The sequence below is a fragment of the Oryzihumus sp. genome, from assembly GCF_054325275.1.
This window is the reverse complement of the sequence record NZ_JBTCWL010000033.1, coordinates 1-15,701: the sequence shown is the minus strand read 5'-3', so window position 1 is coordinate 15,701 and position 15,701 is coordinate 1. Positions and strand designations below refer to the sequence as shown.

Genomic DNA, 15,701 nt, shown 5'->3' with positions numbered 1-15,701 from the left:
CGCATGGGTGCGTGAGGGGTGCGACCACACCCGGGTCCAGCAGTGCCCACTGCGACATGTCCGGATGTTGCGCGGCACCGCGCGCGCCTATGCTCCGAGACATGGTGCACCTCCGCGGCGCGACGAGTCTGGGGAGCGTGATCGCCGCGGCCGAAGCGGCCTCTCCGGTGCAGGCCGTCGAGTCGGTCACCCGCGAGTTGGGTCGCACTCTCGAGGCGTCCGAGGCGTCCTTCCTGATCGCCGATCTGTCCGGGCGCGCACTCGTTCGGCTCGCCCATGTCCCGCTGCGGCCAGAGGTGGGCAACAGGCCGCCGCGCTCGCAGGGCGAGCGGCGTGACGCGGGGGAGTCCGCGACCGTTCTGCCTTTCGACGGCGGGCCGGAGGAGAAGGCGATCCGCGTCCAGCAGGTGCAGGTCCTGGGACCCGAGCACCGGGACGGGGATGCGCAGCGGGCAGGCCACTGGCGCGTGCTCGCTCCGGTCACAGAGCGTGGCGAGGCCATCGGGCTCCTGGAGCTGTTCCTGCCGCGCGAGCCGGGTGTGGAGACGGTCGCCGAGATCGCGCAGCTCGCGCATCTGCTCGCATTCGTGGTGATCGCGAACCGCCGCCACACCGACCTCTACGAGTGGGGTCAGCGCACCCGGCCGCTGAGCCTGTCTGCGGAGATCCAGCACCGTCTCCTGGCCGGGCCCCAGACCTGCGAGGCCGGAGCCTTCACGCTCGCCGGCTGGCTCGAGCCGGCGGCGGAGATCGCCGGCGACACGTTCGACTTCAGCCTTGCCCGCGACGAGCTCCACCTGTCGATCACGGATGCCATGGGACACGGCGTCGCCGCCGCCCTGAACGCCACCCTGTGCGTCGGGAGCCTGCGCAACACCCGCAACGAAGGCGCGCTCCTGCTCGACCAGGTCACGACAGCCAACCAGGCGCTGGCCGCGCACGCCATCAGCCGCGGCCTCGAGGACTTCGTGACCGGGCTGGTCGGTCGCCTCGACCTGCGCGCCGGGTCGATCGAGCTGGTCAACGCCGGGCACGTGGCGCCCTACCTCGCCCGGGGCTCGACCGTGACACCGATCGAGTTGCCCGTGGACCTACCGCTCGGGCTCTTTCCCGACGCCGTCTACCGCAGCACCAAGGTGGTGCTGGAGAACGGGGACAGGCTCGTCCTGGTCACCGACGGCATGCTCGAGCGTCACGCCGCAGAACTCGACCTGGCGCAGGAGATCCGCGCGAGCCGGTCACTGCACCCGCGCGAGACGGTGCGGGCTCTGGCCGACTGCGTCCTCGAGGTGGTCGGCGGGGAGCTGAGTGACGACGCCACCGTGTTGTGCCTGGACTGGTACGGCGGCCATGGTCACGACCGCAGCAGCCGGCACGGGGCAGATCCCGCCTTGGCGAGCCCGCCCCACTCGTGAACGCAGGACAACGTCCCCGCGCTGGCACCACGTCGGCCAAGGAGGGTCGGCACCGGACCGACCTGCGTGTGTGTTCGGGAGTCCGCAAGGCCAGTCGCTGATCAGCTGCTCGACGGCGGGCGGGCGGCAGGGTCAGGCGCCGGTCACCTCGATGGTCAGGCCGCCGAGGGTGACGGTGGCGCCGACGGGGACCTGGCGACCGCGGCGCGTCTCGACCTCTCCGTCCACGCTGACGTCCCCGGCCTCGATCGCCTCGCGGGCCTGCGCGCCGTCCTCGACAGCGTTGGCCAGCTTCAGGAGCTGGCCCAGGCGGATGACCTCGTCACGGATGGGGACCTCGATGCGCTCGCTCACGGGACCCATCATCCCGGTTGCGCCCCCAACCACGTCGGCGGGCGGGGTGAGGCTGGAAGTCCGCGACGTACGCGCCTGGGAGTGGCGACGGACACGGCATCCGGAAGGGCCGCGACCCGGGTGGGTCGCGGCCCTTGCGTTCCGATGTCCTAGCTGGCGGCCGGGATCGCGGACGTCCCGGCGTAGATCGCCTCGCGCTCGTCCTCGGTCATGCCACCCCACACGCCGTAGGGCTCACGCACCTTCAGCGCGTGGGCCCGGCACTGGGTGAGCACCGGGCAGCCGAGGCAGACAGCCTTGGCGGCACTGTCGCGGTTGCGCCGGGCGGGTCCACGCTCACCCTCGGGGTGGAAGAACACATCGGGGTTTTCGCGCCGACAGGAGCCCTCGAGCTGCCAATCCCACAGATCGGCAACTGGCCCGGGCAAGCGAGAGATTTCGGCCAACGGTGCCTCCTCCATTGTCCCGGCCGGGCGGCCGGAGCAGCGTGCTGTCTTTCCTGGCCTTGCACTGTTCTGTTACCTGTCAAGCAGGTCGCGACGTGAGCCGAGCACGCCGTCACGTGCGACGGGCCACGAAGCCACCCCCGTCCTCGGGACGCTACCCGTGGGTCAGTGGCGTGAACAGGTGTCGAGTGTCAAGAAATCTTCAAGACATCCACCGCCCTCGTGTCTGGTTTCCGGCGACAAGGCTCATTCCGACCGCCTAAGGTGTGCCCACCATCGACGTGAGGGAAACCGGGGGGAAACGCGATGCCAACCGTTCTGGTGTGCGCGTCCGACGCCGGGACACGCGCGCGCCTGGCCCGGGAGGTCGGGGCGGTGCGGGGGGTGACCCGGGTCGTCACGGTGGGCTCCGCCGGGGAGGCCCTGTCCCGGGTGGTCATGGAACGCCCCACCCTGACCCTGCTCGAGGCCGGCGGTGACCCGGCCGAGGACGAGCAGGTCGACGGCGCGGCGGTCCTGGCCCGGCTGCTCGACGTGCAGCCCAGCGCGGCCGTCGTCATGATCGCGCCGGTGGGCCACACCGACCCGGTGGCGGAGTCCGTCGCCGCCGGCGCCCTGGGCTACGTGCACGAGGACGCCAGTCGCGAGCAGCTGGTGCGCGCGGTCTCCCAGGGCCTGGCCCACGCCAGCGTGCGCCCGCCGTCCGCCCCGATCCCGCTCACCCCCCGAGAGCTGGCCGTGCTGGAGGGGATGAGCCGTGGGCTGAGCAACCCCGAGATCGGCGCCGAGCTGTTCCTCGCCGCCGAGACGGTCAAGAGCCACGCCAAGCGGCTGCTGCACAAGCTCGGTGCGCTCGACCGGGCGCACGCGGTGGCGCTCGCGTTCCGCCAGGGGCTGCTGCGCTGACCTGCCGTGGCCTGCGCGACGTCGGCTGCGGCAAGGCGTCCGGAGGGCCCACGGGGCTGCCTTAGAATCGGTCAATGAGCATCGAGGCTGCCCCCGACGTCCCTGCTCCGTTCGCCACCCTCGGCCTGACCTTCGACGACGTGCTGCTCCTTCCGGGATACAGCGACCTCGCGCCGACCGACATCGACACCTCGACGCGGCTGACCCGCGAGCTGACGATCCGCACGCCCCTCGTCTCGGCGGCGATGGACACCGTCACCGAGGCCCGCATGGCCATCGCCATGGCCCGCCAGGGCGGCCTCGGCGTGCTCCACCGCAACCTGTCGATCCACGACCAGGCCTACCAGGTCGACCTCGTCAAGCGGACGCAGACCGGCATGATCGCCAACCCGGTCACCATCGGTCCCGACGCCACGCTCGAGGAGCTCGACCAGATCTGCGGCGAGTACCGCATCTCGGGCCTGCCGGTGCTCGACGGCGACAAGAAGCTCATCGGCATGGTCACCAACCGCGACCTGCGCTTCACCCCGGTCGCCGAGTGGGCGACCACGCGCGTGCGTGACGTCATGACGCCGATGCCGCTCATCACCGGCCACGAGGGCATCAGTCGCGAGGACGCGACCGCCCTGCTGCGCCAGCACAAGCGCGAGCGGCTGCCGATCGTCGACTCCGAGGGCCACCTTGCCGGGCTCATCACCGTCAAGGACTTCGTCAAGAGCGAGCAGTTCCCCGACGCGAGCACGGACGGGGCGGGGCGCCTCATGGTCGGTGCCGCGATCGGCTACTTCGGCGATGCGTGGGAGCGCGCGACCACGCTCATCGAGGCCGGCGTCGACGTCCTCGTCGCCGACACGGCCCACGGCCACGTCCGGATGCTCCTCGAGATGGTCCAGCGGCTGAAGTCCGACCCGGCCACGCGCCACGTCCAGGTCATCGGCGGCAACGTCGCCACGACCGAGGGTGCCCAGGCCTTCGTCGACGCGGGCGCCGATGCCGTCAAGGTCGGCGTCGGTCCCGGCTCGATCTGCACGACCCGCATCGTCACCGGCGTCGGCGCGCCGCAGATCACGGCCGTCCACGCCGCGGCTCAGGCGTGCAAGCCGGCCGGCGTGCCGGTCATCGCCGACGGCGGCCTGCAGTACTCCGGCGACATCGCCAAGGCCATCGTCGCCGGCGCCGACGCGGTCATGGTCGGTTCCCTGCTCGCCGGCTGCGAGGAGAGCCCGGGCGAGCTGATCTTCGTCAACGGCAAGCAGTTCAAGAGCTACCGCGGCATGGGCTCGCTCGGCGCCATGAGCAGCCGGGGCAAGAAGTCGTTCTCCAAGGACCGCTACTTCCAGGCCGAGGTCGACTCCGACGACAAGATCGTGCCCGAGGGCATCGAGGGCCGCGTCGCCTACCGTGGGCCGCTGTCGGCCGTCGCGCACCAGATGGTCGGCGGCCTGCGCCAGTCGATGTTCTACGTCGGCGCCCGCACCGTCGCCGAGCTGCAGCAGAAGGGCCGCTTCGTGCGCATCACGTCGGCCTCGCTCAAGGAGAGCCACCCGCACGACATCCAGGGCATCGTCGAGGCGCCCAACTACACGGTCGGTCGCTGAGCCACCGAACGACGCCCGTGCCCCGCACCCGCGGGGCACGGGCGTCGCCGCGTCGCCGGTAACCTTGCGGCGTGACTGAGATCGAGATCGGCCGAGGCAAGCGCGGCCGCCGCGCGTACTCCTTCGACGACATCGCGGTCGTGCCCTCGCGGCGCACCCGCGACCCCGAGGAGGTCTCGGTCGCCTGGCAGATCGACGCCTACCACTTCGACCTGCCGGTCATCGGTGCGCCGATGGACTCGGTGATGTCGCCCGAGACCGCGATCGCGTTCGGCCGGCTGGGCGGCCTGCCGGTGCTCGACCTCGAGGGCCTGTGGACCCGCTACGAGGACCCGGCCCCGCTGCTGGCCGAGATCGCCGCGCTCGGCCCGGAGTCGGCTACCTCGCGGATGCAGGAGATCTACGCCGAGGAGATCAAGCCCGAGCTGATCTCCGCGCGCCTCAAGCAGATCCGCGACGCGGGCATCACCGTGGCAGGCGCGCTGTCGCCGCAGCGCACCCAGGAGCACTGGAAGACCGTCGTCGACGCCGGCGTCGACCTGTTCGTCATCCGTGGCACCACCGTGTCGGCCGAGCACGTCTCCGGCCGGGCCGAGCCGCTCAACCTCAAACGCTTCATCTACGAGCTCGACGTGCCGGTGATCGTCGGCGGTGCGGCCTCCTACACCGCCGCCCTGCACCTCATGCGCACCGGCGCTGCGGGCGTCCTCGTCGGCTTTGGCGGCGGTGCCGCCCACACCACTCGCCTGACCCTGGGCATCCACGCCCCGATGGCCTCGGCGATCGCCGATGTGGCCGCCGCCCGGCGCGACTACATGGACGAGTCCGGCGGCCGCTACGTGCACGTGATCGCCGACGGCGGCATGGGCCGCAGCGGCGAGATCATCAAGGCTGTCGCCTGCGGCGCCGATGCGGTCATGCTCGGCGCGGCCCTGGCGCGCGCCACCGAGGCGCCCGGCCGCGGATACCACTGGGGGCCGGAGGCCCACCACCAGCAGCTGCCGCGCGGCGAGCGCGTCGCGGTCGGCGCGCTCGGCTCGTTGGAGGAGATCCTGCTCGGGCCGGGCCGGGTCGCGGACGGCACCACCAACCTGATCGGGGCGCTGAAGCGGGCGATGGCCACCACCGGCTACTCCGACCTGAAGGAGTTCCAGCGCGTCGAGGTCGTCGTCGCGCCCTACCAGCGCAGCTGACGCACCTCGAGGGGGTCGCGATGGAGTCCACCGCCCTGTCCCCGGCCGAGCGCACCCGCGCCCTGGCCGCGATGCAGGAGGAGGAGCTCGACGTCGTCATCGTCGGTGGTGGCGTCGTGGGGGCCGGGGCGGCCCTCGACGCCGCCACGCGCGGGCTCTCCGTCGCGATCCTCGAGGCGCGGGACTGGGCCTCGGGCACCTCGAGCCGGTCCAGCAAGCTGATCCACGGTGGCCTGCGCTACCTGGAGATGCTCGACTTCCGGCTGGTGCGCGAGGCCCTGCGCGAGCGGGCCCTGCTGCTGCGCACCCTCGCCCCGCACCTGGTCCGGCCGGTGCCGTTCGTCTACCCGCTGGCCCACCGGCTGTGGGAGCGGCCCTACGTCGCGGCCGGGCTGACCCTCTACGACTCGATGGGGGCGGTCTCGGCCGCCTCCCGCGGCGTGCCCCGTCACCGGCACCTCACCCGCCGGCAGGCGCTGTCCCTGGTGCCCAGCCTGCGCAAGGACTCCCTGGTCGGCGCGGTGCAGTACTACGACGCCCAGGTCGACGACGCCCGCCACACGATGACCCTGGTGCGCACCGCCGTCGCCTACGGCGCGCTGGCCGCGAACCGCTCCCGCGTCACCGGTTTCCTCCGCCAGGGGGAGCGGGTCACCGGGGTCCGGGTGCGTGACCTGGAAAGCGGGCGCGAGCTGGAGATCCGCGCCAAGCAGGTGCTCAACGCCACCGGCGTGTGGACCGACGAGACGCAGGCGATGGTGGGGGAGCGCGGCCAGTTCCGGGTGCGCGCCAGCAAGGGGATCCACCTGGTCGTGCCCCGGGACCGGATCCAGTCCCAGAGCGGGCTGATCCTGCGCACCGAGAAGTCGGTGCTCTTCGTCATCCCGTGGGGCCGGCACTGGATCATCGGCACCACCGACACCGACTGGAGCCTCGACAAGGCCCACCCTGCGGCCAGCAGCCGCGACATCGACTACCTGCTCGACCATGTCAACCGGGTCCTCACCACCCCGCTCAGCCGCGAGGACGTCGAGGGCGTGTATGCCGGGCTGCGTCCCCTGCTCGCGGGCGAGAGCGAGCAGACCTCCCAGCTCTCCCGCGAGCACGTGGTCGGCCACCCCACCCCCGGACTGGTCGTCGTCGCGGGCGGCAAGTACACGACGTACCGCGTGATGGCCGCCGACGCGGTCGACGAGGTCTCGCGCGCGCTGGACGGGCGGGTGCCACCGTCGTGCACGGCGCGGATCCCGCTGCTGGGGGCCGAGGGCTACGACGCGGCCTGGAACGCCCGGCACCGCACCGCCACCCGCTACGGCGTGCACGTCGCCCGGGTCGAGCACCTGCTGGGTCGCTACGGCTCGCTGGTCGAGGAGGTCCTCGACCTGTGCGCCGACGAGCCGGACCTGGCGCGGCCGCTGCCCGGCGCCGACGACTACCTCGCCGCCGAGGTCGTCTACGCCTGCACCCACGAGGGGGCCCGCCACCTCGACGACGTGCTGACCCGGCGCACCCGCATCTCCATCGAGGCCTGGGACCGGGGCGTCTCCTGCGCCGCGACGGTGGCCGCGCTTATGGCCCCGGTGCTCGGCTGGAGCGCCGAGCAGCAGCGCAAGGAGGTCGAGCACTACCTCGCCAGGGTCGAGGCCGAGCGCGCCAGCCAGGAGCAGCCCGACGACGAGACGGCTGACTCCGCCCGGCTCGGCGCCCCGGAGATCGTGCCGCTGAGCTGAGCCGTCCCGGCCCTCGGTTACTGACGGGTAGCCAAGCTGGGGTCGGCGAAATACGCTCTGGTCCATGGCCCCGGAGACCCTCGCCGACCCCGAGACCGACCCCACCGCGACGTATGCCGTGGACCCCGCCCTCGCGCGCCGGCTCACCTCGCTCGTGGTCTGCGCCCCGCGCCCGCAGACGGTCCTGACGCACACGCCGATGACCGGGGCGCCGCTGGCCGCGCTGCCGATGTCCACCGTCGAGGACGTGGACGTCGCCTTCGCCGGGGCCCGCGCCGCCCAGCGCTCGTGGGAGCGCACCGAGTTGGCCCACCGCTCCCGGGTGCTGCTGCGGTTCCACGACCTCGTGCTCTCCGGGCAGGTCGAGCTGCTGGACCTCATCCAGCTCGAGTCGGGCAAGGCCCGCGCCCACGCCTTCGAGGAGGTCGCCGACACCGCGATCGTGGCGCGGCACTACGCCCGCCGGGCGTACGGCTACCTGCGGCCGCGCCGCCGCCAGGGGCTGTTCCCGCTGCTCAGCCAGGCCGTCGAGGTGCGCCACCCCAAGGGGGTCGTGGGCATCGTGTCGCCGTGGAACTACCCGTTGTCGATGGCGATCACCGACGCCATCCCGGCGCTGCTGGCCGGCAACGCGGTGGTCCTGCGCCCCGACACCCAGACCGCGCTGACCGCGCTCAAGGCGGTCGCCCTGCTGCGCGAGGCCGGGCTGCCCGAGGGCGTCCTGCAGGTCGTGCTCGGCGACGGCCCCACCATCGGCCAGGCCGTGGTCGACCGCGGCGACTACGTCTGCTTCACCGGGTCGACCGCCACGGGGCGCTCCGTGGCCGAGTCCGCGGCCCGCCGCCTGGTCGGCGTCTCCCTCGAGCTCGGCGGCAAGAACACGATGTACGTCGCCGCCGACGCCGACCTCGACCGGGCCGTCGAGGGTGCGGTGCGAGCCTGCTTCTCCTCGGCCGGGCAGCTGTGCGTCTCGGTCGAGCGCCTTGCCGTGCACGAGGACGTCGCCGAGGCGTTCCTGCAGCGGTTCGTGCCGGCGGTCCAGCAGCTGCGCCTCGGCCCGGAGCTGGCCTACGGCACCGAGATGGGCACCCTTGTCTCGGCCGCCCAGCTCGAGCGGGTCGTCGCCCACGTCGAGGACGCCCGCAGCCGCGGCGCCCGGGTCCTGACCGGCGGTATCGCCCGGCCCGACCTCGGCCCGTACTTCTACGAGCCGACCGTGCTCACCGACGTCACCCCCGAGATGGCCTGCCGCCACGAGGAGACCTTCGGCCCGGTGGTCTCGGTCTACGTCGTCGACTCCGACGCCGAGGCGGTCGCGCTGGCCAACGACAGCGAGTACGGCCTCAACGCCTCGGTCTGGACCCGCGACGTCGCCCGCGGCCGGCGCATCGCCGCCGCGATCAAGGCCGGCACGGTCAACATCAACGAGGGCTACGCCGCGGCGTGGGGCAGCGTCGCCGCCCCGATGGGCGGCATGAAGGACTCGGGGCTGTCCCGACGCCACGGTGAGGAGGGCATCCGCAAGTACACCGAGGTCCAGAACATCACCGCCCAGCACGTGCTCGGCTTCGGGCCGCCGTTCGGGATGAGCGACGAGGCCTGGGCCACGACCCTGACGCTGGCCCTGTCCGTCATGAAGCGGCTCGGCCGCCGGTGAGCGGCAGCGGGTTCGACCACGACGTCGTCGTCGTGGGCTCCGGCTTCGGCGGCTCGGTCACCGCGCTGCGCCTGGCAGAGAAGGGCTACCGGGTCCACGTCTACGAGGCCGGGCGCCGGTTCGAGGACGACGACTTCGCCCGCACCTCCTGGGACCTGCGCCGCTACCTGTGGGCGCCGCGGCTGAAGTGCTTCGGCGTCCAGCGGATCCACCGGCTGCCCGACGTCATGATCCTGGCCGGCGCGGGCGTCGGCGGCGGGTCGCTGAACTACGCCAACACGCTCTACGTGCCGCCGGAGCCGTTCTTCCGCGACCCGCAGTGGGCCGCCATCACGGACTGGCAGGCCGAGCTCGCCCCGCACTACGCCACCGCCTCCCGGATGCTCGGCGTGGTCACCAACCCCTGCGACGGGCCGGTGGAGCAGCTGATGCGGCAGACCGCCGAGGACCTCGGGGTGGGGGACACGTTCCGCAAGACCCCGGTCGGGGTGTTCTTCGGCCCGCCCGGGCAGCGGGTCCCCGACCCCTACTTCGGCGGCGCCGGTCCGGAGCGCACCGGCTGCACCGAGTGCGGCAACTGCATGGTCGGCTGCCGCGTCGGGGCCAAGAACACCCTGGTCAAGAACTACCTCGCCCTCGCCGAGCGCCGGGGCGTGAGCGTGGAGCCGCTGCGCACCGTCGTCTCGGTCCGCCCCGTCGACGAGACGCGCCGGGAGGCTGGCTACTTCGTCACGACCGAGGCGACCGGGGCGTGGTTCCGCAAGGCACGGCATACCGTCACCGCCGGTCAGGTGGTCTTCGCCGCGGGTGCCTGGGGCACCCAGCGGCTGCTGCACCGCCTCCGGTATGCCGGTGAGCTGGCCGACCTCTCGCCGCGCCTGGGCGCGCTGACCCGCACGAACAGCGAGGCGCTCGGCGGCGCCATGACGGCGCGGGTGCCCCGCGACCTCGACCTGACCCGGGGCGTGGCGATCACGTCCTCGTTCCACCCCGACGCCGACACCCACATCGAGAACGTGCGCTACGGCAAGGGCTCCAACGCGATGGGGCTGCTGGCGACCATCCTCGTCGACGGGGGTGGGCGGGTGCCGCGCCCGGTGCGCTTCCTCGCCGAGGCCGTGCGCCACCCGGTGACCTTCGTGCGCTCGCTGTCGGTCCGGCGCTGGAGCGAGCGCACGGTCATCGGCCTGGTGATGCAGAGCCTGGACAACTCGCTGACCGTCTCGGCCCGGCGCCGGCTGCTCGGCGGCGTGGGCCTGACCTCCCGCCAGGGACACGGCGAGCCCAACCCGACGTGGATCCCCGTGGCCAACCTGGCGCTGCGCCGGCTCGCGGCCAGGCTGTCCGAGCGGACCGGGCTCAAGGCCTACGCGGGCAGCTCGCTGGGGGAGATCGCGGACATCCCGATGACCGCCCACTTCCTCGGGGGTGCCGTGATCGGCGACAGCGCCGGGACCGGCGTGGTCGACGCCTACCACCGGGTGTGGGGCTACCCGGGCCTGCACGTCGTGGACGGCTCGACGGTCTCGGCCAACCTCGGGGTCAACCCCTCCCTGACCATCACGGCGCAGGCGGAGCGGGCGATGTCGTTGTGGCCCAACGCCGGTGAGGCCGACCCGCGGCCGGCGCAGGGTGCCGGCTACGCGCGGTTGGCGCCGGTGCCCGCCCAGGACGCGGTGGTCCCGGCGGGCTGAGCCCGCAGCCGACCCCGGACACCACGGCGCCCCGGCCGGACGAGCCGACCGGGGCTGGGGACCCGTGCCACCCCTGTGCAGCACAGGGCCCCGGAGTGAGGTGCATCTGCACCCCCCTGCAAGTGCAGATGCACCCGCTCCTCCGGGGTGTTCGTGGTGCGGCTGCGACCGAGCCGGGGGTGGAGTTCGCAGCCGCACCGATGGCCGGGGCGTGAGCGCCCGACCGCCATGGAAACGACGCCCCCACGGCGGCGTTACGGGTGTTTTGACCGAATCTTCAGCGGATTCCGAGGTGGCCGTCCCCGGCGCGCGGCTCAGGAGCCGCCGGCCGGCTGGCTGGCCGGTTCGGGCTCGTCGCGCCAGGAGCGCCACAGTGCGGCGTAGGCCCCGGCGGCGGCGATCAGCTCGTGGTGCGTGCCGATCTCGCTGATGTCGCCGTCCTCGACCACCGCGACCCGGTCGGCGTCGTGCGCCGTGTGCAGCCGGTGCGCGATGGCGACGACCGTGCGGCCCTCGACCACCGCCGCGAGCGAGCGCTCGAGGTGGCGGGCGGCCCGCGGGTCCAGCAGCGAGGTCGCCTCGTCCAGGACCAGGGTGTGCGGGTCGGCCAGCACCAGCCGGGCCAGCGCGAGCTGCTGGGACTGGGCCTCGGTCAGCCGGTGACCTCCGCTGCCCACGACGGTCTCGAGGCCGTCCGGCAGGGCCAGCGCCCAGTCGGCGGCGTCGACGGCGGCCAGCGCATCGAGCAGGACGTCGCGGGTGGCGCCGGGGCGGGCCAGCAGCAGGTTGTCGGCCAGGGTCCCGACGAAGACATGGTGCTCCTGGGTGACCAGGGCGACCTCGCCACGCAGCCGGTTGAGCTCGAGGTCGACCAGGCGCACGCCGCCGACCTCGACGCGGCCGCTGCGCGGACCGTCGATCCCGGCCAGGAGCCGGCCGAGCGTGGACTTGCCCGCGCCGGACGGTCCGACGATGGCGAGGCGCTCACCCGGGGTCAGCGACAGCGAGACGCCCTTGAGCACGTCGCGGCCGGAGCGGTAGCTGTAGCGCACGTCCTTGACGTCGACGCGGCGGTCGGCCGGCTCCTCGCCGGTGGCCTCGCGGTCCGGCGGGACGTCGGCGATGCCGATGACGCGGGCCAGGGACGTGGCCCCGACCTGGATCTCGTCGAGCCAGCTGAGCAGCTCGTCGAGCGGGCCGGCCAGCTGCTGGACGTAGAGCACCACCGTGGTCACCGTGCCCACGGTCGTGTGCCCGGCGGCGACCAGCCAGCCGCCCCAGACGAGGGCGCCGGCGACCGGCAGCAGGTAGGCGAACTCGATCTGCGGGAACCAGACCAGCCGCAGCCGCAGCGTGTAGACCTCGGCGTTGAAGCAGGCCCGGATTGCTTCGTCGATGCGCCGCCGGCGCTGGGGACGCAGGTCGAGGGCGTCGATGGTGCGTGCACCGTCGACGGTCTCGGTGATGACGCCGTTGGCGACGGCGTAGGTGGCGCGCTCGCGCAGGTAGCCGTCCGGCGCCAGCCGCAGGTAGCGGCGGGTCGACAGCCACATGATCGGCACGCCGAGCACGATCGGCAGGGCGACCAGCGGGCCGGTGACGACGGCCGCGGCGACGGTCAGGGCCGTGGTGATGATGGCGACGAACAGCGACGGGATGCCGAAGCGCACGACCTGCGACAGCGCCTCGACGTCGTTGGTGGTGCGCGAGACGAGGTCGCCGGTGCCGGCCCGCTCGACGGTGGACAGCGGCAGCGAGGTCACCCGCGAGATGAACTGCTCGCGCAGCTGCGCGAACACCGTCTCGCCCATGACGAACGACTCACGCCGCGCGGCCCACATCAGGGCCGTCTGCACGACGACCGACGCCGCCAGCCAGAGGGCCAGGGTGTCGACGTGCTGCTGCGTCGTGCCGTGGGTGACGGCGTCGACCAGGTCGCCGACGAGTCGCGGCGCCACCAGCGCCGCGAGCGCGGCCAGGGCGTGCAGCCCCACGACGCGACCCATGGCGACGCGGTGCTCGCGCAGCAGCCCGCGGGCGTGGGCACGCACCGAGGCCGTGTCGGCCACCGGCAGGGTGCGCGTCGCCGGTTCGGTGGTCAGGGCCATGTCAGCCGTCCTCCCCTCGCACGACGGTGTCGCGGTATGCCGTGCAGCTCGCCATCAGCTCGTGGTGGGTGCCGGTGGCGACCGCCCGGCCGTCCTCGAGGAACACGACCCGGTCGGCCTGGTCGAGCACCAACGGACTGGCGGTCATGACGACGGTGGTGCGCCCGGCCCGGGCCCGGGCCAGCCGCCCGGCGATGCGCGCCGCGGTGTGGGCGTCGACCGCGCTGGTCGGCTCGACGAGGACGAGCGTGTCGGCCCCGGTGAGCAGCGCGCGGGTCAGGGCCAGCCGCTGGCGCTGGCCGCCGGAGAACGAGCGGCCGCGCTCCTCGACCTCGCTGTCCAGGCCGTCGGGCAGCGCCTCGAGCACGTCCTCGCCGCTGGCCACGGACAGCGCCGCGAGGATCGCGTCGTCGTCGTGGCGCCCGCGGGGGTCGAGCTCGTCTCGCAGGGTGCCGGTGAACAGCCTCGGGTCGGTCTCGCTGACCACGATCCGCCGGCGCACCGTCGCCAGGGGCAGGTCGGCCAGGGCCACTCCATCGAGGTGGGCGGGGGTGCGGGTGCGGCCGAAGCGGCCGAGGCGGTCGGCCAGGGCCGAGGACTCCTCCGGCCGGGCGGTGACCACCGCGGTCAGGGTGCCGGGCTCGATGGTGACCCCGCTGGCGGGGTCGACGAGCGCGGCGTCGGCGGGGGGCTCGGGCACGGATGCGGCACCCGGGGCGGGGTCGGCGTGGTCGGGCTCGACCGAGAGCACGCGGATGATCTTGCGGGCCCCGATGAAGGCGCGGGTGGCCCGGTCGGCGAACTCGGTCGCGGTGCGCAGCGGGATGACCAGGAAGGCGGAGTAGCCGTAGAAGGCGACCAGGTCACCGGGGCTGATCGTGCCCTCGAGCGCGAACCGCGCGCCCAGCCAGGTGACCAGCACGACGAAGACCCCCGGCAGCAGCACCTGGGCGGCGTCCAGCGCGGCCTGCACGCCGGCGACGTTGACGCCGACCCGGCGCACCTGCTGCGACTGCGCCTCGTAGCGGCGCAGGAACGTCTGCTCCCCGCCGATGCCGCGCAGCACCCGCAGGCCGGCGACGGTGTCGGCGCCGAGCGTGGTCAGACGACCGGACTCCTCGCGCTGGGCGGCCTGGCGCTTCTGGAGCGGCCGCAGGATGAACGACAGGGACGCCACGAGGACGGGCACCCCCAGCAGCACCAGCAGGCCGAGCGGCCGGCTCGTGCCGAGCAGCACGACGGCGACGACGACGTAGGACACGATCGCGCCCGCGAAGCGGGCGGTCACGTCGTACAGCCCACCGAGGCGCATCGAGTCGGAGGCGACCGTCGCGACCACCTCGCCGGTCGGCATGGTGCGCGGGAGGGCCTCGCCGGTGTCGGCGCCCTTGTAGCCGATGAGCTGCACGGACCGGAAGGAGGAGCGCAGCCAGTTCTCCACGGCGAAGCGGTGCCGGGCGGCGCCGGCGCCGGCCCCGATGGCGCCGAGCAGCAGGATCACCCCGCCCCACAGCAGCAGGCGGGAGGTGTCGTGGCTGATGATGCCCTCGTCGATGCCGCGGCTGACCGCCAGCGGCAGCAGGGCCTGGCTGACCATCCAGACCACGCCGAAGCAGATGCCGCACAGGAGGGTGCGCCACTGTCCCCGGGCGATCCACCACAGGAGTCGGGCCGGGCTGCGCAGGTCGGGAGTGCCGGGGTCGGCGTAGGGAAGCTGCTGCATCAGGGGATCCACGGTATGGGTCGGCACTGACGCCCGGACACCGATTTTCGGCGTGCGCGAGGGGGTGGTGGCATGGCCCGATGGGACGACATCAAGGACGGTTGAGGTCGAGCCCGCCATGCGGTCGCGGGGCGTCCAGCCGCGTCACCTAGCCTGAGGTCGTGCTGCGGACCGCCCTACGACCCCGCTGGCTGGGGCTGTTGGCCCTGGTCGTGGTCGTCATGGTCACCTTCACGATGCTCGGCCTGTGGCAGCTCAACGTCGCCCGCGACAGGGGCCGCGCCGAGGCGGTCAAGGCCGCTCCGAAGCGTCCGGTCGCTGAGCTCACCACGGTCGTGCAGCCGCAGGCGCAGTTCCCCGCCGACGGCTCCGGCCGCCGGGTCACCGCCACCGGCCGGTACAACGCGGCGGGGCAGGTCCTCGTGACCCCTCGCCTGCTCGACGGCAGGCGCGGCTACTGGGTCGTCACGCCCCTTGTGGTGGACCGCACCGGGGCGCGTCTGGCGGTCGTGCGCGGGTTCGTCACCGACCCTGCCGCGGCGACCCGGCCCCCGGCCACCGGCCCGGTGACGGTCACCGGGAGCCTGGCCCCGGCGGAGTCGCCCACCGCGGGCGCCGCGCTCCCGGCCGGCCAGCTCGGCTCGGTCGACCTCGCGGACCTGGTGAACCAGTGGGGCGGGCAGATCTACAACGCGTTCGTCTTCGCCACCGCCGAGCGGCCTGACGTCACGACCGGGACGACCGGCACGGCGGGGATCGTCCGGGTGCCGCCGCCCCCGCCGGCCGGCGGGGGGCTGGCACTGCGCAACGCGGGATACGCCGTGCAGTGGTGGGTCTTCGCGCTCTTCGCCCTCTACATGTGGTGGAGGATGGTGCG

12 protein-coding genes are annotated in these 15,701 nt (G+C 73.3%); 8 read left to right on the top strand and 4 right to left on the bottom strand.

Translation table 11 applies throughout. The features are described from left to right. The first annotated feature begins 101 nt into the window (after positions 1-101). A complete protein-coding gene (locus ACXVGS_RS10300) occupies positions 102-1,415 on the top strand; it encodes a PP2C family protein-serine/threonine phosphatase (protein ID WP_458536920.1) in 1,314 nt (437 codons plus the stop codon). Between the two features lie 132 nt (positions 1,416-1,547). Here ACXVGS_RS10300 and ACXVGS_RS10295 read toward each other — a convergent pair whose 3' ends face one another. Together ACXVGS_RS10295 and ACXVGS_RS10290 are read right to left on the bottom strand one after the other, a co-directional pair. Continuing rightward, on the bottom strand, positions 1,548-1,769 hold the full coding sequence (locus tag ACXVGS_RS10295) for an RNA-binding S4 domain-containing protein (RefSeq protein WP_458536919.1): 222 nt from the start codon (positions 1,767-1,769) through the stop codon (positions 1,548-1,550). Between the two features lie 149 nt (positions 1,770-1,918). Further along, positions 1,919-2,215 (bottom strand): WhiB family transcriptional regulator, encoded by a 297-nt coding sequence (locus ACXVGS_RS10290; protein ID WP_141787206.1) that lies wholly within the window; start codon positions 2,213-2,215, stop codon positions 1,919-1,921. A 306-nt stretch (positions 2,216-2,521) separates the two neighbouring features. Between ACXVGS_RS10290 and ACXVGS_RS10285 the strand changes: the two genes are divergently transcribed. The 6 genes from ACXVGS_RS10285 to ACXVGS_RS10260 all read left to right on the top strand — a co-directional run bounded on the left by ACXVGS_RS10285 (position 2,522) and on the right by ACXVGS_RS10260 (position 10,993). Next, positions 2,522-3,121: a LuxR C-terminal-related transcriptional regulator gene (locus ACXVGS_RS10285; protein WP_458532585.1), complete on the top strand. Its 600-nt coding sequence runs from the start codon at positions 2,522-2,524 to the stop codon at positions 3,119-3,121. 74 nt (positions 3,122-3,195) lie between these two features. Beyond that, entirely contained in the window at positions 3,196-4,719 is a 1,524-nt protein-coding gene (gene guaB, locus ACXVGS_RS10280; RefSeq protein ID WP_458529370.1) for an IMP dehydrogenase, read from the top strand. A gap of 71 nt (positions 4,720-4,790) precedes the next feature. Next, positions 4,791-5,912 carry a GuaB3 family IMP dehydrogenase-related protein gene (locus ACXVGS_RS10275; protein ID WP_458529369.1) on the top strand — a complete coding sequence of 374 codons (1,122 nt, stop codon included), beginning with the start codon at positions 4,791-4,793 and terminating at the stop codon, positions 5,910-5,912. Between the two features lie 20 nt (positions 5,913-5,932). After that, a complete protein-coding gene (locus tag ACXVGS_RS10270) occupies positions 5,933-7,642 on the top strand; it encodes a glycerol-3-phosphate dehydrogenase/oxidase (protein ID WP_458529368.1) in 1,710 nt (569 codons plus the stop codon). 64 nt (positions 7,643-7,706) lie between these two features. Continuing rightward, the gene (locus ACXVGS_RS10265; RefSeq protein WP_458529367.1) at positions 7,707-9,299 is read left to right on the top strand and encodes a succinic semialdehyde dehydrogenase; all 1,593 of its coding nucleotides are present in this window, start codon (positions 7,707-7,709) and stop codon (positions 9,297-9,299) included. Next, complete coding sequence (locus ACXVGS_RS10260) at positions 9,296-10,993, top strand: GMC oxidoreductase (RefSeq protein WP_458535051.1); 1,698 nt, start codon at positions 9,296-9,298, stop codon at positions 10,991-10,993. The genes ACXVGS_RS10265 and ACXVGS_RS10260 overlap by 4 nt, the downstream gene beginning before the upstream one ends. Positions 10,994-11,307: 314 nt before the next feature. Here the strand turns inward: ACXVGS_RS10260 and ACXVGS_RS10255 are convergent, their stop codons facing one another. Continuing rightward, positions 11,308-13,101, bottom strand: coding sequence for an ABC transporter ATP-binding protein (locus ACXVGS_RS10255; RefSeq protein ID WP_458535052.1), 1,794 nt, complete (start codon positions 13,099-13,101; stop codon positions 11,308-11,310). A gap of 1 nt (position 13,102) precedes the next feature. Further along, positions 13,103-14,824 carry an ABC transporter transmembrane domain-containing protein gene (locus ACXVGS_RS10250; protein WP_458536918.1) on the bottom strand — a complete coding sequence of 574 codons (1,722 nt, stop codon included), beginning with the start codon at positions 14,822-14,824 and terminating at the stop codon, positions 13,103-13,105. A gap of 161 nt (positions 14,825-14,985) precedes the next feature. On the opposite strand from ACXVGS_RS10250, the gene ACXVGS_RS10245 reads away from it, so the two are divergent. Next, a partial coding sequence (locus tag ACXVGS_RS10245; RefSeq protein WP_458536917.1) for an SURF1 family protein occupies positions 14,986-15,701 on the top strand: 716 nt, incomplete at its 3' end.